At 62.9% G+C, this 18690-nt stretch carries 19 protein-coding genes; 11 read left to right on the top strand and 8 right to left on the bottom strand.

Annotated elements, in window-relative coordinates:
• Window positions 1-105: 105 nt before the first annotated feature.
• On the bottom strand, window positions 106-1056 hold the full coding sequence (locus tag HU729_RS00700; protein WP_186707854.1) for a DMT family transporter: 951 nt from the start codon (window positions 1054-1056) through the stop codon (window positions 106-108).
• A gap of 103 nt (window positions 1057-1159) precedes the next feature.
• On the opposite strand from HU729_RS00700, the gene HU729_RS00695 reads away from it, so the two are divergent.
• Together HU729_RS00695 and HU729_RS00690 are read left to right on the top strand one after the other, a co-directional pair.
• Window positions 1160-2044 carry a LysR substrate-binding domain-containing protein gene (locus tag HU729_RS00695; protein WP_186663942.1) on the top strand — a complete coding sequence of 295 codons (885 nt, stop codon included), beginning with the start codon at window positions 1160-1162 and terminating at the stop codon, window positions 2042-2044.
• An 81-nt stretch (window positions 2045-2125) separates the two neighbouring features.
• Window positions 2126-3286, top strand: a complete 1161-nt coding sequence (locus HU729_RS00690; RefSeq protein WP_186707852.1) for a GGDEF domain-containing protein — start codon at window positions 2126-2128, stop codon at window positions 3284-3286.
• 15 nt (window positions 3287-3301) lie between these two features.
• On the opposite strand, the gene HU729_RS00685 is transcribed toward HU729_RS00690, so the two are convergent.
• Window positions 3302-3625 carry a DUF2790 domain-containing protein gene (locus HU729_RS00685; RefSeq protein WP_186707850.1) on the bottom strand — a complete coding sequence of 108 codons (324 nt, stop codon included), beginning with the start codon at window positions 3623-3625 and terminating at the stop codon, window positions 3302-3304.
• 224 nt (window positions 3626-3849) lie between these two features.
• Between HU729_RS00685 and HU729_RS00680 the strand changes: the two genes are divergently transcribed.
• Window positions 3850-5187, top strand: coding sequence for an OprD family porin (locus HU729_RS00680; protein WP_186663947.1), 1338 nt, complete (start codon window positions 3850-3852; stop codon window positions 5185-5187).
• Window positions 5188-5295: 108 nt separating this feature from the next.
• On the opposite strand, the gene HU729_RS00675 is transcribed toward HU729_RS00680, so the two are convergent.
• Window positions 5296-6294 (bottom strand): FecR family protein, encoded by a 999-nt coding sequence (locus HU729_RS00675; RefSeq protein WP_186707848.1) that lies wholly within the window; start codon window positions 6292-6294, stop codon window positions 5296-5298.
• 227 nt (window positions 6295-6521) lie between these two features.
• Between HU729_RS00675 and HU729_RS00670 the strand changes: the two genes are divergently transcribed.
• From HU729_RS00670 to HU729_RS00655, 4 genes are all read left to right on the top strand, one after another.
• Complete coding sequence (locus HU729_RS00670; protein WP_186707846.1) at window positions 6522-7010, top strand: MarR family transcriptional regulator; 489 nt, start codon at window positions 6522-6524, stop codon at window positions 7008-7010.
• A gap of 15 nt (window positions 7011-7025) precedes the next feature.
• A complete protein-coding gene (locus HU729_RS00665) occupies window positions 7026-8222 on the top strand; it encodes an HlyD family efflux transporter periplasmic adaptor subunit (RefSeq protein ID WP_186707844.1) in 1197 nt (398 codons plus the stop codon).
• A complete protein-coding gene (locus HU729_RS00660) occupies window positions 8219-9754 on the top strand; it encodes a DHA2 family efflux MFS transporter permease subunit (RefSeq protein WP_054891541.1) in 1536 nt (511 codons plus the stop codon). The genes HU729_RS00665 and HU729_RS00660 overlap by 4 nt, the downstream gene beginning before the upstream one ends.
• 93 nt (window positions 9755-9847) lie before the next feature.
• Window positions 9848-10594 carry an SDR family oxidoreductase gene (locus tag HU729_RS00655; protein WP_186707842.1) on the top strand — a complete coding sequence of 249 codons (747 nt, stop codon included), beginning with the start codon at window positions 9848-9850 and terminating at the stop codon, window positions 10592-10594.
• A 3-nt stretch (window positions 10595-10597) separates the two neighbouring features.
• Here HU729_RS00655 and HU729_RS00650 read toward each other — a convergent pair whose 3' ends face one another.
• The 4 genes from HU729_RS00650 to HU729_RS00635 all read right to left on the bottom strand — a co-directional run bounded on the left by HU729_RS00650 (window position 10598) and on the right by HU729_RS00635 (window position 15562).
• Window positions 10598-12286, bottom strand: a complete 1689-nt coding sequence (locus tag HU729_RS00650) for an ATP-binding protein (protein ID WP_186707840.1) — start codon at window positions 12284-12286, stop codon at window positions 10598-10600.
• Between the two features lie 48 nt (window positions 12287-12334).
• Window positions 12335-13744, bottom strand: coding sequence for a GntR family transcriptional regulator MpaR (gene mapR / locus HU729_RS00645; RefSeq protein WP_186707838.1), 1410 nt, complete (start codon window positions 13742-13744; stop codon window positions 12335-12337).
• Window positions 13745-13794: 50 nt separating this feature from the next.
• Window positions 13795-15201, bottom strand: coding sequence for a cytochrome c oxidase accessory protein CcoG (gene ccoG / locus HU729_RS00640; RefSeq protein ID WP_186707836.1), 1407 nt, complete (start codon window positions 15199-15201; stop codon window positions 13795-13797).
• 121 nt (window positions 15202-15322) lie between these two features.
• Window positions 15323-15562, bottom strand: a complete 240-nt coding sequence (locus HU729_RS00635; protein ID WP_186707834.1) for a DUF3203 family protein — start codon at window positions 15560-15562, stop codon at window positions 15323-15325.
• A 147-nt stretch (window positions 15563-15709) separates the two neighbouring features.
• Here HU729_RS00635 and HU729_RS00630 point away from each other — a divergent pair, with 147 nt between their 5' ends.
• Window positions 15710-16237, top strand: a complete 528-nt coding sequence (locus HU729_RS00630) for an MgtC/SapB family protein (RefSeq protein ID WP_186707833.1) — start codon at window positions 15710-15712, stop codon at window positions 16235-16237.
• Window positions 16238-16768: 531 nt separating this feature from the next.
• Here HU729_RS00630 and HU729_RS00625 read toward each other — a convergent pair.
• Complete coding sequence (locus tag HU729_RS00625; protein WP_186663981.1) at window positions 16769-17248, bottom strand: GNAT family N-acetyltransferase; 480 nt, start codon at window positions 17246-17248, stop codon at window positions 16769-16771.
• Between the two features lie 132 nt (window positions 17249-17380).
• On the opposite strand from HU729_RS00625, the gene HU729_RS00620 reads away from it, so the two are divergent.
• The 3 genes from HU729_RS00620 to HU729_RS00610 all read left to right on the top strand — a co-directional run bounded on the left by HU729_RS00620 (window position 17381) and on the right by HU729_RS00610 (window position 18677).
• Window positions 17381-17755: a hypothetical protein gene (locus HU729_RS00620; RefSeq protein ID WP_153772723.1), complete on the top strand. Its 375-nt coding sequence runs from the start codon at window positions 17381-17383 to the stop codon at window positions 17753-17755.
• Entirely contained in the window at window positions 17752-17955 is a 204-nt protein-coding gene (locus HU729_RS00615; protein ID WP_054891534.1) for a helix-turn-helix transcriptional regulator, read from the top strand. Before HU729_RS00620 ends, HU729_RS00615 begins: the two co-directional genes overlap by 4 nt.
• 101 nt (window positions 17956-18056) lie before the next feature.
• Entirely contained in the window at window positions 18057-18677 is a 621-nt protein-coding gene (locus tag HU729_RS00610) for a LysE family translocator (RefSeq protein WP_186663983.1), read from the top strand.
• Window positions 18678-18690 lie beyond the last annotated feature (13 nt).

Below are 18690 nucleotides of genomic sequence, written 5' to 3'. Positions count from 1 at the left end.
TTTTCGCGGGTAAACCACTCCCTCAGGTGTTGCGCAAGCCTTGAAGGTTTGCCGAGACCTGTTGGAGTGGTTTATCCGCGAAAACAGCACCGCAGTGGTCAAGACTCAGGCGACAGCCTTCTGCACCTCGGCCACCTTGGGTTTGGCCGGCTTGAGCCGCGATACCCCCAGCAACACCAGCACCAGACCGGCAATCTGATACCCCGAGATCGCCTCGCTGAGGATGGCCCAGGACGCCAGCATGGTCAGCACCGGCCCCAGGTTGCCGACCGCCGCAGTGTGCGTCGGCCCCAGGCGCTGGATCGCCAGGGCTACCCAGTAGATCGGCAATACCGTGGAAAACAGCGCCATCATCGCTGCATTGGCCCACACCGCAGCGGGCAATTGCGCCAACTGGGTGACATCCGCCACCAGCAGGTAGTGCGCCAGCACCATCAGCGACGATGCCGAACCACACAGCCCGGCCATGCGCATCGAGTCCATGCGCTTGAGCATCATCCCGGTACCGGAGTAATACAGCGCGTAGGTCACTGCGCTGGCGAACACCCACAGCGACCCCACCAGCACTGCGTGCCCGCCGCCGGCGGCGCCCAGGTCGTGCACGAAGGCGATGCCCAGCCCCAGGTAGCACAAGCCCATCGCCAGCAGGGTGCGCGGGGTAGGGCGCTCACGCATCGCGATGGCCTGGAATACCAGCACCAGGGTCGGGTAGGTGAACAGGATCAGGCGCTCCAGCCCCGCGCTGATGAACTGCAAACCATAGAAATCGAACAGGCTCGACAGGTAGTAGCCCAACAGGCCGAGCACTGCCACGCGAAACCCGTCGCCCAGGGTCAGCGGGATGCTCGCCGGGCGACGGCTGGCCCACACCAGCCAGGCGAACAGCGGCAGCGACAGGCCCATGCGCAGCGCCAGCAAGGTCACTGCATCCACAGCCCCCGCAGCGTAGGCAAGCTTGACGAAGATCGCCTTGAAGCTGAAACCCAGGGCGGCCAGGACTGCATAGAGGCTGCCGTTTTGCAGGTGTCGTTCAAGAGAGGTACGCAGGCTGCTCATGCTGAATCCGCAACAAAATAAGTCAGAGGCTTATTCTGAATAGAAGGCCCGAAAGCTAGAATCGCTTTTTCTGGAACATGGCGTTCGCTTTTGGAGAAACCCCATGCACTTCGATCTTCAAGACCTGCGCTTGTTGGCTGCCATCGCTGCGACCGGTAGCCTGAGCAAGGCCGCAGCCGGTTTTCCGGTGGCGGTGTCGGCGGCAAGCACGCGCTTGCGCCTGTTCGAGGAGCGTAGCGGTCTGACCCTGTTCACCCGCAAGGCCGACGGTATGCAGTTGACCCCTGCCGGGCGGCTGGTGCTGGAGTCGGCCCGTGGGGTGCTGGGCGAGGCGCAGAAACTGCAGGACACGCTCAAGGAGCTGGCGGGCCAGCGGCGCATCAACTTGCGCCTGGCGGCTTCGACGGTCACCAACAGCACCTTGCTGCCAGCGGTACTCGGGCCTTTCCTGGCCGACTACCCCGAAGTCGACCTGCTGCTGGTCGAGCACAAGAGTGTCGATGTACTGCGCGTGGTGCTGGCCGGGGAGTGCGAGATCGGCGTGTTCGACGGCAACCTGGTCAACGATGGCCTGGTATCGCTGCCGTTTCGCACCGAGCGCCTGGTGCTGCTGGTGCCCGCCGATCACGAGCTGGCCGGGCGTGAGCAATTGCGGCTGATCGATGCGCTGGATCATGCCTTCGTCTGCCTGCCGGCAGAGCGCGCCATGCAGCGATTCGTCGAGGAGTTGGCGATGAACCTGGCCATGCCGCTGAAGATCCGCGTGCGTGCGCCCAGTTTCGAGGCCATTGCCCAGTTGGTCGCCCAGCGTGCCGGGCTGGCGATTGTCCCGGAGATCGCTGCCGTGCGTGCCGAGCAGGAGCTCGCAGTGCGCCGGGTGGCACTGGAGGAGCGTTGGGCCACCCTTGAGCTGCGCATCTGTTTTCGCAGTTGGGAAGGTCTCAGCTCCCATGCCAGGCAACTGGTCACCTTCCTTTCCGGGCAGTAATCCGATGAGGTGGCACTCTGCAATCCTGCCGGGAGCGCTTACAATCACCGCCTTTGCACTCCAAGACAGGCACGCCGGTCAATGACGCTCGACCCCCCAACCCTCCTGGCCCTGACCGTTGCCCTCGCGGCAGCGGCGGCGCTTTACCTGACGATCGAATGGCGCAGTGTGCGCGAGTCGTCGTTGCTCTACTGGAGTGCCGGTTTCGCCACCATCACCGTTGGCTCCACCCTCGCGCTGCTGCGCATGAACGGTTTCCTGCTGATTGGTATCTGGTTCGCCAACGGTCTGCTGGTGTTCGCGCATTTCTGCTTCCTGCTGGGCGTTGCCCGTTTCACCGAAGTGCGATTGTCACGGGGCTGGCTGCTGGTCGTGCTGCTGTGGGTGAGCCTGCTGCTGCTGCCGGAAGGGCCGTCGTGGTCCAAGATCATGCTGGTGGTCAATTCGCTGCTGGTGGCGCTGGTGTCGCTGCGTGCCAGTTTCCTGCTGCGGCCGCACGGTGCGTCGCTGAGTGTGGGGGCGGTGCAACTGCGCTACGTGATGCTGATCCACGGGCTGTTCTACGTGATCAAGGCCCTGACCGTGGTGATTCCGGGAGCCTTGCTCGATCTTGCGGCCTTTCGCGGGGAAATCATCCAGATCTCGCTGATCGAAGGGGCGATGGCGATCATGCTGATCGCCCTGTCGATGACTGGCACCGAGCGTTACCGTCGCGAGGAACGCATCGCGCTTCTGGCCGCGCGTGATCCGCTCACGGCGTTGTTCAACCGCCGCGCCCTGGAAGTGCGCGCGCCGGTGCTGCTGCAGGCGACCAGCCACGAGCGCCCTGGCGCCGTGCTGTTGATCGATATCGACAACTTCAAGCTGGTCAATGACCTGTACGGTCACACCGCCGGTGACCGGCTGCTGGTGGCGCTGAGCGAAACCATTCGCGGCCTGCTGCCGGCCAATGCCCTGGCCGCGCGACTGGGTGGCGATGAGTTCGTCATTCTGCTGGGCAATGCGCGCCGCGACGAAGTCGAGGTGCTGGGCGCGATACTTCGTGAGCGCTTCCAGGACATCGCCGCACAATCCTTCGTCACCCCGATGGCGGTGACCTTGAGCATCGGTGCCAACCTGTTCGATCATCCGCCGGCCAGCCTCACGGCGCTGATCGAACACAGCGATGCCGCGCTGTATCAGTCCAAGCGCAGTGGACGCGACAGCATGCGCCTGGTGGACGTGACCTTGACGGGCAATTGAGCCTGTGTCGGGTTTTCACTTGTTGTTGATGCATTCGGACTGCACCGAATAACGCACGGTACGCAAGGTGCCCTGGCTGTCCTCGAAGGTCATCAGGCGCGGTACCACCTCGCAGGTGCGCGGGTCGCCCGACTGGCGCACCAGGCGCGCAACATCCAGTGGCATGCCGTAGCGGTAGTCGACGATCTCCGGCATGGGTTTGTCGCGCTTGATGGCGTAGGCGGCCACGGCTTGCTGGTGGGCCTGCAGCAACTGCTCGCTGCGCTGAGCGGAAAAGCCGGTGGCCTGGACGCCGAAGGCCAGCAGGAACAGGGCGATCGCTGTGCTCAGTCGTTTCATGAGGTGTCTCCGGACGGGCTGTGGTTTCCGGATCACGCTAGCGAGCAGCAGCCAACAGGGACATGACGACAGCCTTACAGTTGTGAAAGGTCCGCACGCATGACGCGATTGTAATGTGCCGATCACCTTCCCGTTATCCACCTGCGGCGAGCATCGATGCTGGCCGCGAACGCACCTGCGCAACGGCCTGACAAGAACAACAGCCGTTATCGAAGGAGCATCGCATGAGATACCGTCCAGGACTTTCCCTGGCCGCGCTGGTGGCGCTGGCCGGTCCTTCGGCGTGGGCCGAGGACGCTGCGAAGGAAGGGTTCATAGAGGGCAGCCGCCTGAGCGTGCTGAACCGCAACTTCTACTTCAACCGTGACAACCGCGACGGGGTGGCGCCGACCTACAACCGGGCCAAGGCGCCCGACAATGGCTATTCCGAAGCCTGGGCGCATGCCGTCATCACCCGCTTCGAGTCCGGCTTCACCGAGGGAACCGTGGGGGTAGGGGTCGATGCCTTTGCCATGCTCGGGCTCAAGCTCGACAGCGGAGGTGGACGCAACGGTGGACGCAGCTCGTTCGATGTACTGCCGGTGGATCGCGACGGCCAGGCGCGTGACGAATACAGCAAGCTCGGCGGCGCGGCCAAGGTGCGAATGTTCGACACGGTGCTGCGGGTGGGCGATGTGTTTCCGGCCAACCCGGTGGTCGCCGCAGGGGATTCGCGCCTGTTGCCGGAGAGCTTTCGCGGCGTGACCGTCGAAAACACCAGCCTGGCGGGCCTGAACCTGCAGGCCGGGCGCCTGCATGCCATGAGCCAGCCGATGTCCAGCGACATGCGCGAGTCTTTCGCGACCTTCTACGGCGGGCCTGTGGACTCGCCATGGATCGCCTATGGCGGCGGCGACTATGCCGTCAACGAACAGGTCAGCGTCAGCCTGTTCGGCAGCCGCCTGAAGGATGTGTGGAACCAGTACTACGCCGGTACCAGCGTTACCTGGCCGTTGAGCGATGAGCTGGCGCTGATCGGTGGCTTCAACTTCTACAACGCCAAGGACGAAGGGCGCAAACGCCTGGGCACCTTCGACAACGACATCTGGAGCGCCAAGGTGGGTGTGCGTTACGGCGCCCACACCCTCGCGTTGACCCACCAACGCAACAATGGCGACGACGATTTCGATTATCTGCGCCAGTCCGACTCGATCTTTCTCGACAACTCCATCCAGTACAGCGACTTCAACTCGCCCAAGGAGCGCTCATGGATGCTGCGCTATGACCTGAACATGGCCGGGTACGGGATTCCCGGGCTGTCGTTCATGACCCGTTATGGGCGCGGCAGTGATGCGGATTACTCGAACGCCAACGCCTACTACATGCGTCGCGACGGCAATGGCGATCCGCTGACCGACCAGAAGCGCTGGGAGCGCGACATCGAGGTCAAGTACGTGGTGCAGACCGGCGCGGCCAAGGATCTCTCGCTGCGCGTGCGCCAGGCGACCACCCGGGCGACGGCGTTCGAGTCCGACCTGGATGAGGTGCGGGTGATCGTCGAGTATCCGTTGTCGATTCTTTGAGCTTGAGCCCATTCACCTTCAGAAGCCTTGCGCTCCTTTGGTTGCAGGTGAATGTCTTGGCGCCTCGATGAGGCGCCTTTTTTACGCCTGCCATTTCGGCAGCGCACATCACCCTTTGTCGGCGGACGGCAGGATGCGATTGATGACCGTGCTGCCGTTGTCGTTACGGGTCAGGTAGATCGGCAGGACCTTGGGCAGGTTGTCCACCAGGCGGCTGACCTCACGGGTGTCGTAGATGCCGCTGATGCGGATGTTACCGACACTGCTGTCGGCCAGCAGCAGGGGTTTGTCCAGGTAGCGGTTGATCACCGGCAATGCCTGGGAGAGGCTGAGGTTGTCGAGTACCAGGCGACCGCTGCGCCAGGCCAGGCTGTTGGCATAGTCGTCGCTCTGTGCCAGTTGCGGCTCGAAGTCACCGATGCGGTAGCTGGCCTGCATGCCGGGGCCGAGGCGGTAGCCGCCTTCGCCACCATTGCTGGAAACCAGCACTGAGCCTTCGACCAGCGTCACCTTGGCCTGGTCTTCGTACTTCCACACGTTGAACTGCGTGCCGGTGACCCGCGTCTGGCCGTGACCGGCGCGCACGATGAAGGGGTGCTCGCTGTCGTGGGTCACCTTGAAGAAGGCTTCGCCCTGGATCAGGTCGACCTGGCGCCGGTCCTTGTAGTTGAGGTAGCGCAGCTCGCTGTTCAGGTTGAGTTCGACCTGGCTGCCGTCGTGCAATTGCACTGTACGCACCTGCTGGTCGCTGTCGAAATGCTGGTAGCGATTGGGTAGCCAGCCTTGCTCCCAGCCAATCCAGCCGGCCAGGGGTAGGGCGAGCAGGGTGATCACCGCGGCTGACGCCAGTGGGCGCCAGTTGCGTTGGCGGGGTCTGGCCGCAGGCAGTTCGATCACGTTGGCGGCACGCGGCAGCATGTCGGCGGTCTGCCAGATCTCCAGCATCGCCTGGTATTCCTCGGCATGCCGGGTGTCGGCGGCCAGCCACTGAGCAAACGCCTCACGCTCGTCGGCCGAGCAGTCCTCGGCGTGCAGGCGCATGCACCAATGCGCAGCGGCATCGGTGATGGCATCGTCGTCGAGGGGGGTGAAGCGGTCTTGGTTCATTGCGGCTCCCGGTTTTGCGCATTCTACCTTCCAGAAGGGCTCCGCGAGAACCGAGATAATGGCGAATGACTATCAGTTGCGATTTTTTTCGTCGGTTTTCCGGCGCAAGCGCATGGAGACAACCGAGAGGGCTGGCGGAACAATGACTTAGATAGCCTGCTAATAAAAGCTTTGACATTAACTGCCTAGGCAGTAATATTTTCTAACATCTTTGTTGAGCGATGCCGATGGCCCATTTCACCCCGGAAAATTTCCAGACCTGCGCCATTGGCATGTTGCTCGGCCGCGCCTCGTTATTGAAGGACCGCATTCTCGACTGGCACCTGGAAGCTGATGGCGTTACCGCTGCGCAGTTCAAGGTGCTGATCATCGTGACCCAGTACCAGGTGGATACCCCGGCCGAGCTGTGCCGCTGCCTGGGGCTGGACAGCGGTTCGATGACGCGCATGCTCGACCGCCTCGAGCAGAAGGGCCTGATCCTGCGCAACCGCTGCCCCGACGACCGTCGCCAGGTGCGGCTGGTGCTGACCGAAGACGGTCAACGCTTGGCTGACCGCCTGCCGGAGATCGGGGCAATGGCGATGAACGAGCTGGTCGGTTCACTCGAAGCCGACGAGCTCAAGACCCTCGAGACGCTGCTGGCAAAGATTCTCTTGGCCGCCAGCGACCCGTTGACGATTGCCCGTTTCGGCGATCGCACCCCTGATCCGACTTGATTCAAAGGTACTCTCATGGCCACACCCTCGGATGCACCCACTCCCGCTGAAGCGCCCGACGCCACGCGCAAGCGCAAGACCTGGCTGCTGGCCCTGCTGCTGGTATTGATATTGGCCGGCGCTGCCGGCTGGGCCTGGTACACGTTGATCGGGCGCTGGCACGAAAGCACCGACGATGCCTACGTCAACGGTAATGTGGTGGAGATCACGCCGCTGGTGACGGGAACCGTCACCAGCATCGGCGCCGACGATGGCGACCTGGTGCATGCCGGCCAGGTGCTGTTGCGCTTCGACCCCAGTGACAGCGAGGTGGCCCTGCAGGCCAGCGAGGCCAAGCTTGCGCGCACGGTGCGCCAGGTGCGCGGCTTGTACAGCAACGTCGATGCGCTCAAGGCCCAGGTGCAGACGCGCCAGGCCGAACTGAAGAAGGCCCGCGAGAACTACGACCGCCGTAAGGTCCTGGCTGACAGCGGGGCGATCGCCGCAGAAGAACTGTCGCACTCACGCGACGACCTGACCGCCGCGCAGAGCGCCCTGGACAACGCCCGCCAGCAACTCAACACCAGCACTGCGCTGATCGACGACACCGTGGTGTCCTCGCACCCGGAGGTGATGGCGGCCGCTTCCGACCTGCGCCAGGCCTACCTGGACAACGCTCGCACGACGTTGGTGGCGCCGGTGACCGGCTACGTCGCCAAGCGCACCGTGCAATTGGGGCAGCGCCTGCAACCAGGCACCGCGACCATGGCGGTGATTCCGCTCGACCAGGTCTGGATCGACGCCAACTTCAAGGAAACCCAACTGCGTGACATGCGTATCGGCCAGCCGGTGGAGATCACCGCAGACCTGTACGGCAGCGAAGTCAAGTACAGCGGCACGGTCGACAGCCTGGGCGCGGGCACCGGCAGTGCCTTCGCTCTGCTGCCCGCGCAGAACGCCACGGGCAACTGGATCAAGATCGTCCAGCGTGTGCCGGTGCGCGTGCACCTGAACCCCGAGCAGCTCAAGGATCATCCGCTGCGCATCGGCCTGTCCACCGTGGTCGAGGTCGACCTGCACGACCAGAGTGGCCCGGCCCTGGCCCAACAGCCACCGCAGCAGGCCAGCTACACCACCCAGGTGTATGACCGCCAACTGGCCGAGGCCGATCGTCTGATCGCCCAGCTGATCCATGACAACAGCGCCGCCAGTGGCAAGACGGCGCAGCGATGAGCAACGGCGCATCCGCCCAGTTCACCCCGCCGAGCCTGCTGCTGACCACCATCGGGTTGTCGCTGGCAACCTTCATGCAGGTGCTTGACACCACCATCGCCAACGTGGCGTTGCCAACCATTTCCGGCAATCTGGGGGTGAGCTACGAGCAGGGCACCTGGGTCATCACCTCGTTTGCGGTAAGCAATGCCATTGCCCTGCCGCTGACGGGCTGGCTGAGCCGCCGCTTTGGCGAGGTGAAGCTGTTCATCTGGGCCACCTTGCTGTTCGTGCTGGCGTCGTTCCTCTGTGGTATCGCCCAGTCGATGCCCGAGCTTGTGGGCTTTCGCGTGCTCCAGGGCGTTGTTGCCGGCCCGTTGTACCCGATGACCCAGACCTTGCTGATTGCTGTCTACCCGCCTGCCAAACGGGGGATGGCCTTGGCGTTGCTGGCAATGGTGACGGTGGTGGCGCCGATTGCCGGGCCCATCCTCGGCGGCTGGATAACCGACAGCTACAGCTGGCCGTGGATTTTCTTCATCAACGTACCGATCGGTCTGTTCGCGGCCGCCGTGGTGCGCCAGCAGATGCGCACACGTCCGGTGACCACCAGCCGCCAGCCCATGGATTACATCGGCCTGCTGACGCTGATCGTCGGTGTCGGCGCGTTGCAGGTGGTGCTCGACAAGGGTAACGACCTGGATTGGTTCGAGTCCTCGTTCATCGTGGTGGGTAGCCTGATTTCCGCGGTCTTCCTGGCCATCTTCGTGATCTGGGAGCTCACCGATCGGCACCCGGTGGTGAACCTGCGGCTGTTCGTGCACCGTAATTTCCGCATCGGCACCCTGGTGTTGGTGGGCGGGTATGCGGGCTTTTTCGGCATCAACCTGATCCTGCCCCAGTGGCTGCAGACGCAGATGGGCTATACGGCGACCTGGGCGGGGCTTGCGGTAGCACCGATCGGCCTGCTGCCGGTGATCATGTCGCCCTTCGTCGGCAAGTATGCGCATCGCTTCGACCTGCGCCTGCTGGCAGGGATCGCCTTCCTGGCCATTGGTGCAAGCTGCTACATGCGTGCGGGCTTCACCAGCGAGGTCGACTTCCTGCACATCGCCCTGGTGCAGTTGTTCATGGGGATCGGGGTGGCGCTGTTCTTCATGCCGACCCTGACCATCCTGCTCTCGGACCTGCCGCCGCATCAGATTGCCGACGGCTCGGGCCTGGCCACGTTCCTGCGGACACTGGGCGGCAGTTTCGCCGCCTCGCTGACCACCTGGATCTGGATCCGCCGGGCCGACCAGCACCATGCCTACCTGAGCGAGCACATCAGTCAGTACGACCCGGCAACGCGTCACACCCTAGAGCAACTCGGTGGGGCGAGTCCGCAGAGCTATGCGCAGCTTGAGCAGATCCTCAACAGCCAGGCCTACATGATGTCGACGGTGGACTACTTCACCTTGCTGACCTGGGTGTTCGGCGCCTTGATTTTGCTGGTGTGGCTGGCTCGCCCGCCCTTCACGGCCAAGGCAGGGCCGGCTTCGGCGGGGCACTGAGGTGTACTTGCGGCACGGCTGCGTGCAGCCGTTGCTGCGATCGGGGCTTTTCCCCTAACCTTGTAGGTCTATTCCCTCGACAGTGGCAGTTTCATGGACAAGGTCATTCTCATCACTGGCGCCAGCCGCGGTATCGGTGCCGCGACCGCGCGGTTGGCGGCGCAACAGGGCTATCGCATCTGCATCAATTACCACGCCGACGATCACGCTGCCGAACGCATCCTGGACGAGGTTCGGGCGCTGGGCGCCCAGGCCATCGCCGTGCGAGCCGATGCCAGCGTCGAGGATGAGGTGATCCAGGTGTTCCAGCGGATCGACCAGGAGCTCGGCACTGTCACGGCGTTGGTCAATAACGCCGGGACCATCGCGACCCAAAGCCGGGTCGACGAGATGTCCGAGTTCCGCCTGCTCAAGCTGATGAAAACCAACGTGGTCGGCCCGATGCTCTGCGCCAAGCATGCCTTGCTGCGCATGTCGCGCCGCCATGGCGGGCAGGGTGGTGCGATCGTCAACGTGTCGTCGGTGGCTGCACGCCTGGGTTCGCCCAACGAGTACGTAGACTATGCCGCCTCCAAGGGCGCGCTGGATACCTTCACCCTTGGGCTCGCCAAGGAAGTGGCGGGCGAGGGTGTGCGGGTCAACGGCGTGCGTCCTGGCTACATCCATACCGACTTTCACGCCCTGAGCGGTGATGCCCAGCGGGTCAGCAAGCTCGAACCTGGCCTGCCCATGGGACGTGGCGGGCAGCCGGAGGAGGTGGCGGAGGCTATCCTCTGGTTGCTGTCGGACAAGGCGTCCTATTCCACCGGCAGTTTCCTTGATCTGGGGGGCGGGCGCTGAGCCTCAAGCCAGGATGTTCGTCACCCGTTCGAGCAGTGTTTTCAACTCGAACGGGTTGGAAATGACTTCGGTGTTCGCGGGCAGACCGTCATGGGCTGCCTGTGTTTGCGTGGCATAGCCGTTGATGAGCAAGGTCGTGCAGCCAGGCGTCAAGGCCACATTCATTTCTATCAGTTGCTGGCCCTTCGGGCTGTCCGACAAGGCGGTGCCACCGACCAGCAGGTGCGGGCGCAGCCCCTTGCGCAGGGCGGCAAGCGCTCGATCGGGGCTGGCAAAGGCGTGTACGTCATAGCCTGCCTCGCTCAACAGCTCGCTGATGACCAGCCTCATCGCCGCTTGATCTTCGACCAGCAGGATCGACTGCGCATTTGGCGGGGGCGACAGGCGCTGCGGTTCGTGGGCTTGCAGGGTTTCAGCCCTGGGCAGGTAAAGGTGGACGCAGGTGCCGCTGCCCGGGATCGAATCGAGGTGCATCTGCCCACCTGACTGACGCACGAATCCGTACACCATGGACAGCCCAAGGCCGGTGCCCTGGCCCAGTGGCTTGGTGGTGTAGAAGGGTTCGATGGCCCGTTGCGCGACATCCGCAGGCATGCCCTGGCCGTCGTCCTCGACACGCAAGTGCAGGTATTGGCCCGCAGCGAGCCCCAGGCGCTGCGCTTGCGCCGGGGCCATCTCCAGGTTTTCGCAATGGATCTGCAGGGTGCCACCGTGGGGCATGGCTTCGCGGGCGTTGAGGCACAGGTTCAGCAGCGCGCTTTCCAGTTGCGAGGGGTCGATGCAGGTTGGCCACAACTGTGAGGCTGTGCGGTCGATGAGCTGGATGTCCGAGCGCAGCGAGCTCTGCAGCAGCGCAAGCATGTCGCCGACCAGTTGCTGGATGTCGGTGGCGCGGGGCAGCAGTGTCTGTCGGCGCGAGAAGGCCAGCAGACGCTGCACCAATGACGCGGCCTTGGATGCATTTTGTTCGATGATGTCGAACAGGCGGCTCACCTCATCGTTATGCGGCCCGCCCAAGCGTGGCTTGGCGAGCTCCAGAGCACCGAAAATGCCGCCCAGCAGGTTATTGAAGTCGTGGGCGATGCCGCCGGTGAGCTGGCCAACCGCTTCCATTTTCTGCGCCTGGCGCAACGCCTGCTCGGCTTCGTACAGGCGCTCCTGTTCGAGCGTGCGCTCGGTGATGTCGTAGGCGAACAGACAGGCGCACAGTAGTGGGTTGTCGTCGCTGCGTAGCGGGGTGATCCGTAGCTCGTAGTAGCGCCGATAGGGTGGCCCGTCGAAGGCGACGCTCTCGATCAGGGTTTCACCCGCCAGCGCTCGGGTAACCAGCGGCAGCAGGCAGTGGAGCGGTTGTTCCAGGCCTGCGAGTGACTCGTCGATGCGATCGCCAATCCTCGGGCAGAAGCCATGCAGGCGTTGGAATGTCTGGCGGGCGGTACGGTTGATCGCTTGCAGGCGCAGGTCCGGAGCGATGACGAAGACATTGGCCAGGCTGTGATCGACCAGCTCGATGAACAGCCGGCGTTCGGCCAGGGTCTGGTCGAAGCGCTGCTCCAGTTGCTCGTGCACCCGGCGCATCAGGACGTTGTTCAAGGGCGACATTTCGGCTTGCTGCGCCAGCCTGTTTTCCAGCTCGCCGTTGCGCTGCTGCAAGGCCAGGATCTGTTGGCGCAGTTGGGTGGGATCGTCCATCGCATGCTCATCCTTGGGCAGATTAGCCTCACTATAGCGGCTGATCGTTCAAAACGAGCGTACGATACGCCCCAGTGTCTCCATTGCAGTCTCCGTGGCGTCGTTCCACGGGCTGCCGTAGTTCAGCCTGATGCAGTTACCGAAGCGCCGGGTCGGCGAGAAGATAGGCCCTGGTGCGATGCTGATGCCTTGCGCCAGGGCCATGTGGAAGAGCTTGAGCGCATCCATCTGCTCGGGCAGTTCCAGCCACAGGAAGTAGCCGCCGGCGGGCTGGCTGACCCGTGTCTGCGCCGGGAAGTGGCGGGCGATGGCGGCGAGCATGCTGGCCTGCTGGCCTTCCAGGGCATAGCGCAGCTTGCGCAGGTGGCGGTCGTAGCCGCCATGTTGCAGGTAGTCGGCGATGGCGGCCTGGGCCGGCATCGAGGCGCACAGCGATGTCATCAGCTTGAGCCGCTCGATCTTCTGCGCAAAACGCCCGGCGGCGACCCAGCCCACTCGGTAGCCGGGCGCCAGGCTCTTGGAGAACGAGCCGCAGTGCATTACCAGCCCGTCGCGGTCGAAGGCCTTGGCCGGCTTGGGCGCTTGCTGGGCGTAATACAGCTCGGCGTAGACGTCGTCCTCGATCAGTGGCACCTGGTGGCGGTGCAAGAGTTCGACCAGTGCCTGCTTTTTCGCCTCGGGCATGCTCGCACCGACCGGGTTCTGGAAGTTGGTCATCGACCATACGGCCTTGACCGGGTGCTTCTCCAGGGTTTGTGCTAGTACCCCCAGGTCCATGCCTTCACGTGGGTGCACGGGAATTTCCACGGCCTTGAGCTTCAGGCGTTCGAGTACCTGCAGGCACACATAGAAGGCCGGGGCTTCGATGGCAACCAGGTCGCCAGGCTCCGTGACGGCCTGCAGGCACAGGTTGAGGGCCTCCAGCGCGCCATTGGTGATCAGCAGCTCTTCCATCGGCAGCATCAGGCCGCCAACCATGTAGCGCAGGGCGATCTGGCGGCGCAACTGCGGGTTGCCCGGTGACAGGTCGGTGACCACCACGCGTGGGTCCATGGCGCGGCTGGCGCTGGCCAGCGAGCGGGCCAGGCGCTGCAGCGGGAACAGGGTGGGGCTGGGGAAGGCCGAGCCGAAGGGGACGGTATGGGGGTCCTTGATCGAATCAAGGATGGAAAACACCAGGGCACTGACGTCGACATCGGTGGATTCACTGACCGGTGCCTGTGCCTGTGGTTCGCTGAACTGGCGAGGTGCGTGGATATTGACGAAGTAACCCGAACGCGGCCGGGCACGAATCAGCCCGCGGCGCTCGAGCAGGTAGTAGGCCTGGAACACCGTGGAGGGGCTGACCCCGTGGGTCTGGCTGGCGTAGCGTACCGAGGGTACACGCTGTCCGGGGCCAAGCACCCCGGAGCGGATCAGTTCGGCGATATCGTCGGCGAATCGTTCGTAACGTTTCATCGTTGTGCTTTTTTCGGCCTGGCAGGCAAGGTTGAAGGCAGTGTAAGGGATCAGCGGTTCAGTGGCGCGACGAAACGGCTGCGTGCACGGCTATACACCTGCGGCTGGTCGCTGTCCTGTACTTCGAACGTGAGGTCTACCGAGCTGCTCGTCGGGCGATCGGCGAGCATCGCCACCGATACCGGCAGCTCGCTCATTTCTCCGGCGGGAATGAACACCGCTTGCTTGCCGTGCAGCACGAAGCCTTCGGCGTCGACCAGACGCAGTTGATAGTGCTGGGGCTGCTGGGTCTTGTTGATGATCTTTAGCAGGTAGATGTTCTCGATCTGGCCCTGGGCGTTCTCGCGGAACAGGCCGCGGTCCTTGATGACGTCCAGCGACACCATGGGGCGCATCTGCAAGGCAATCACCAAGGCACCGATCATGACCACCAAGGCCGTGGCGTAACCCAGCAGGCGCGGTCTCAGCCAGTGGGTGCGGCCGCCTTGCAGGTTGTGTTCGGACTTGTAGCCGATCAGCCCGCGGGGGTAGCCCATCTTGTCCATGACCCCGTCGCAGGCGTCGATGCACGCGGCGCAGCCGATACATTCGATCTGCAGGCCGTCGCGGATGTCGATGCCGGTGGGGCAGACCTGCACGCACAGGGTGCAGTCGATGCAGTCGCCCAGGTGCTGTGCCTGGCGATCGCTGCCTTTCTTGCGTGGGCCACGGGTTTCACCACGACGTGGATCGTAGGCCACGGCCAGGGTGTCCTTGTCGAACATCACGCTCTGAAAGCGCGCATAGGGGCACATGTGCATGCACACCGCTTCGCGCAGCCAACCGGCGTTCAGGTAGGTGGCGACAGTGAAGAAAACCACCCAGAACAACGCGACGCCGCCCAATTGCAGGGTCAGCAACTCCTGGGCCAGCGGGCGGATGGGGGTGAAGTAGCCGACGAAGGTGAGGCCGGTGATCACGCCGATGGCCAGCCACAACCCGTGCTTGAGGCTGCGGCGGACGAGCTTGTCGAGGCTCCAGGGCGCGGCGGCCAGGCGGATGCGCTGGTTGCGGTCGCCTTCGGTGACTTTTTCGCACCACATGAACAGCCAGGTCCAGACGCTCTGCGGGCAACTGTAGCCGCACCACACCCGCCCGGCGAAGACGGTGATGGCGAACAAGCCGAACGCGCAGATGATCAGCAGTGCCGACAACAGGATGAAGTCTTGCGGCCAGAAGGTCGCGGCAAAGATATGGAACCTGCTGTCGGCAAGGTCCCAGAGCACGGCCTGGCGGCCGTTCCAGTTCAGCCAGGCCGTGCCGAAGAACAATACGAACAGCAGGCCGGCGAAGCCAATTCGCAGATTGCGGTACAGGCCTGTGAAGCTGCGGGTGTGGATGCGCCCGTTTGCTTGGCGCTTGGGGCTGTTGGCCGCAGGCTCGATCTGGATGATTCGGAAGGGGATTCTCTCGCTCATGGTGGTTCGCTCATCAGGCCTCGATCAGGCCCGGGCACTATGGCCCCCGATCTGTTTACAGCACAGGCTCAGGTGGAGTGATAAAAACCATATCAGATGAGCGAGAGATCCCTTGCAGGCCTCAGATTACAGAGCCTGGGGCACTGCTCTTGAGATGTCTGCGACTATCCACCGCACCGATCACGGTCAGGGCGTCGGCTTCGGCTTCGGTGATCGGTATGCGTTCTCCAGCAAGCACCGCCACCGACATGCGCAAGTGCTCATCGGTGAAGATCTCGATCTCCGGCCCCAGGCCTTCGATGCGCAATGTGTCGCCGATCAGTGTGCAGCGTTGGTTGCTTTCGTCGATTTCTACCGGCATGGCGGGACCCTCCGCAGGTGGTTACTGGTGGGACCACAGCGGTCATCGGGTTGCTGCATCGTTCCGCCGGGCGGATGCCGCCGCACTCCGGGCAACTGTCGCGGTCCACCTTTCAATACGCCACGAGGCGCTGGTGTGGAGAAGCCCATGGATTCCTGGTGGCAGAACGTCTGGCAAGCGATACGGGTAGAGTTCACCGACATCACCGATGAAGGCGAGGTGACGCGGATTCTTGTGCGTCTGCTGATGGCGGCGGTGCTTGGCGCGGTGTTGGGTTTCGAGCGCGAGCACAAGGGCAAGTCGGCCGGGGTGCGGACACACATGCTGGTGTCCATGGGTGCAGCCCTGTTTGTGCTGGCACCGAGCATGGCCGGTGCCGATGCACAGGCGCTGGGCCGGGTGATACAGGGGATCGTCGCTGGGATCGGTTTTCTCGGCGCGGGCACCATTCTCAAGGGCCATGCCCAGGACACCAATCACGTCAAGGGGCTGACGACGGCGGCAGGCCTGTGGATGACGGCGGCGATCGGCACGGCGGCGGGCATGGGGCGCGAGGCGACGGCGTTGGTCAGCACGGTGCTGGCGTTGCTGGTGTTGAGCAGCATGCCGGTGCTGGTGGAGAAGGTCGAGGGGGAGGGTGGTGAGGCGAATAATGAGGAAAACACAAAGCACTGAGGGGAGCCGAAGCTCCCCTCAAAGCGTTGTTGCCTGCTCTTTTTATTATTGAAAACCGGCCTGTTGTTGTTTTTGTCAGCCTGTTTCGGTGTAACCGGGCCCCTATCCGGGGCCAAGAGCAAACGTATTTTTTTGGGCGCTGACCTGCCTTCATCATTGCTGATCCGATCCTGACAGTCGCTACCTCAAGGTAGTTTTGTTGTTCTGCGTCAGGTCGCGGGGACGAACCCCGGAACGCGTGTCTACTCCAAAAAAATCTGCTTGCTGCGCCTCTGCCGTGTTGTTCTTGTTATGTCAGAGCCGGTGCATGTTGTTTTTATTGGGGTGTCACGTTTTTTTATTTTTGTTGTGCCAGAGATAAAGCAGATGCCGTGCCAACTTTTCAATATCCATTAAAATCAATGGCTTAGAGATTTGAGGCGATTTTTCACGACCTGAAAATCTCTCGAATTGTTTCCGTGTTACCCGACTTTTTGCTGGGTGGACGGGGCCGGGTAACACTTTTGACACAGTCGTGTGGTCGGGCGCGGCTTACCCCTGTGCGAATGCCTTCAGGCGCTCGCCATCCAGGCGATAACGTACCCATTCATCTTGCGCTTCTGCGCCCAGCGCCTGGTAAAAACCGATAGCCGGTTCATTCCAGTCCAGTACGCTCCATTCCAGGCGCCCGCACCCTCTGGCTACGGCCTCGCGAGCGATGTGCCGCAGTACCTGGCGACCAGCACCGCCGCCGCGTTGTTCGGGGGTGATGTACAGGTCTTCGAGGTAAATGCCGTTGCGGCCCAGCCAGGTTGAGTAGCTATAGAAGTACACGGCAAAGCCGATGGCCGTGCCGTCGCGCTCGCACATCAGGCTGTGCACGGTGCTGCCTTCATCGAACAGGCTGTGCTCGATATCAGCCAGGGTCGCTACCACTTCGTGGCGGGCGCGCTCGTAGTCGGCAAGCTCGGTGATGAAGGCGAGGATCTGGGCGGCGTCGGTGCGGCGGGCAGGGCGAATGGTCAGACTCATGAAGGCTTCCTTGTGGTTGGCGGGCACCATGGTAATGGGCCAGGGCCGGCTTGCCGAGATGTAAAGCAAGCTTGACATTGTGCGCGGCCTCGCCCTCAATGTAAAACACACTTTACATCCGAGGCTGTTGGCATGCTGCACAAACGTCATGTGATTTCATTCGTCCTGTTCCTCGTCGCCTATATGGCCTGTGTGCTGGTCAGCAGCCATTTCCTCGCGTCCATGGCGCCAGGGGTTGCCAAGACCCTGGTGGCGCTGGTGCCGGTGCCGGCCATGATCGGTATGGCCTGGGCTGTGGTGCAGCAACTGCGCAGCCTCGATGAAATGGTCCGGCGCATCCAACTGGAGGCGTTGGGGCTGGCATTCGTCGCGACGGCGCTGTTGACCTTCAGCTACGGTTTTCTGGAGACCGCAGGCTTCCCACGTTTGTCGATGTTCATGGTCTGGAGCCTGATGGGGCCGTTGTGGGCGCTGGGGACCTTCATCGGGGTGAGGCGTTACCGTTGAACAACCGCATCCGTGAATTGCGAAGTGGGCGTGGCTGGTCGCAGGCCGAACTGGCCGAGCGACTCGGTGTTTCGCGCCAGACTGTCAATGCCATCGAGACCGGCCGCTACGATCCCAGCCTGCCGCTGGCCTTCAGCATTGCCGGCGTTTTCGAGTTGAGTATCGAAGAGATCTTCGATCCCTCTGCGGCGGTACAGTGATGTGTATAGGTGTAATTTAAGGTAACTGTACCGGTCTGCGCGAGAGGGGTTCCGCTAGTGTGGCAGGACACGATAATCAGTACCTTACGGAAGTCCCTGCCATGCTCGGCTCATACGATCTGCTCACCGCATTCATCCTGTTTGCCTTCGTTTCTTCGATCACCCCAGGGCCGAACAACACCATGTTGCTAGCGTCCGGCGTCAACTTCGGTGTGCGCCGTTCGATCCCCCATGCGATGGGCATCAGCATCGGCTTCATGCTGATGGTGCTGGGCGTGGGGTTCGGGCTGGGCGAACTGTTCAAGGCCTGGCCGCCGCTGTACAGCATCCTGCGCTACGTGGGGGCTGCCTACCTGCTGTACCTGGCATGGAAGATCGCCACTTCCGGGCCGGTCTCCGGGGACGCCGCAGGGACGCGCAAGCCCCTGAGCTTCTGGGGCGCGGCTGCTTTCCAGTGGGTCAATCCGAAGGCCTGGGTCATGGCGGTCGGTGCGATCACGACCTACACCCCAGCCCAGGGCTATGTGCTCAACGTCATCGTCATCGCCGCGCTGTTCGCCCTGGTCAACCTGCCGAGCGTGGGGATCTGGGTCATGTTTGGCAGCGCCTTGCGCAACCTTCTGCAAAATCCTCGCTGGCTGATGCTGTTCAATGTCCTGATGGCCTTGCTGCTGGTGATTTCGTTGTATCCGCTGCTGTTTGTAGAATCGTCGTTTTCCTAGTTCGATGAGTGCG

Origin of the sequence: Pseudomonas sp. RW10S2, assembly GCF_014268985.1 — a bacterium.
In the GTDB taxonomy this organism is placed as follows: domain Bacteria; phylum Pseudomonadota; class Gammaproteobacteria; order Pseudomonadales; family Pseudomonadaceae; genus Aquipseudomonas; species Aquipseudomonas wayambapalatensis.
The sequence above is the reverse complement of the archived record's forward strand: the minus strand, read 5'-3'. Positions and strand labels throughout refer to the sequence as shown.

Excerpts from the sequence above, each read along its gene's own strand:
- HU729_RS00700 (WP_186707854.1), bottom strand. The coding sequence starts at position 1,056 with ATGAGCAGCCTGCGTACCTCTCTTGAACGACACCTGCAAAACGGCAGC.
- HU729_RS00695 (WP_186663942.1), top strand. The coding sequence starts at position 1,160 with ATGCACTTCGATCTTCAAGACCTGCGCTTGTTGGCTGCCATCGCTGCG.
- HU729_RS00690 (WP_186707852.1), top strand. The coding sequence starts at position 2,126 with ATGACGCTCGACCCCCCAACCCTCCTGGCCCTGACCGTTGCCCTCGCG.
- HU729_RS00685 (WP_186707850.1), bottom strand. The coding sequence starts at position 3,625 with ATGAAACGACTGAGCACAGCGATCGCCCTGTTCCTGCTGGCCTTCGGC.
- HU729_RS00680 (WP_186663947.1), top strand. The coding sequence starts at position 3,850 with ATGAGATACCGTCCAGGACTTTCCCTGGCCGCGCTGGTGGCGCTGGCC.
- HU729_RS00675 (WP_186707848.1), bottom strand. The coding sequence starts at position 6,294 with ATGAACCAAGACCGCTTCACCCCCCTCGACGACGATGCCATCACCGAT.
- HU729_RS00670 (WP_186707846.1), top strand. The coding sequence starts at position 6,522 with ATGGCCCATTTCACCCCGGAAAATTTCCAGACCTGCGCCATTGGCATG.
- HU729_RS00665 (WP_186707844.1), top strand. The coding sequence starts at position 7,026 with ATGGCCACACCCTCGGATGCACCCACTCCCGCTGAAGCGCCCGACGCC.
- HU729_RS00660 (WP_054891541.1), top strand. The coding sequence starts at position 8,219 with ATGAGCAACGGCGCATCCGCCCAGTTCACCCCGCCGAGCCTGCTGCTG.
- HU729_RS00655 (WP_186707842.1), top strand. The coding sequence starts at position 9,848 with ATGGACAAGGTCATTCTCATCACTGGCGCCAGCCGCGGTATCGGTGCC.
- HU729_RS00650 (WP_186707840.1), bottom strand. The coding sequence starts at position 12,286 with ATGGACGATCCCACCCAACTGCGCCAACAGATCCTGGCCTTGCAGCAG.
- mapR (WP_186707838.1), bottom strand. The coding sequence starts at position 13,744 with ATGAAACGTTACGAACGATTCGCCGACGATATCGCCGAACTGATCCGC.
- ccoG (WP_186707836.1), bottom strand. The coding sequence starts at position 15,201 with ATGAGCGAGAGAATCCCCTTCCGAATCATCCAGATCGAGCCTGCGGCC.
- HU729_RS00635 (WP_186707834.1), bottom strand. The coding sequence starts at position 15,562 with ATGCCGGTAGAAATCGACGAAAGCAACCAACGCTGCACACTGATCGGC.
- HU729_RS00630 (WP_186707833.1), top strand. The coding sequence starts at position 15,710 with ATGGATTCCTGGTGGCAGAACGTCTGGCAAGCGATACGGGTAGAGTTC.
- HU729_RS00625 (WP_186663981.1), bottom strand. The coding sequence starts at position 17,248 with ATGAGTCTGACCATTCGCCCTGCCCGCCGCACCGACGCCGCCCAGATC.
- HU729_RS00620 (WP_153772723.1), top strand. The coding sequence starts at position 17,381 with ATGCTGCACAAACGTCATGTGATTTCATTCGTCCTGTTCCTCGTCGCC.
- HU729_RS00610 (WP_186663983.1), top strand. The coding sequence starts at position 18,057 with ATGCTCGGCTCATACGATCTGCTCACCGCATTCATCCTGTTTGCCTTC.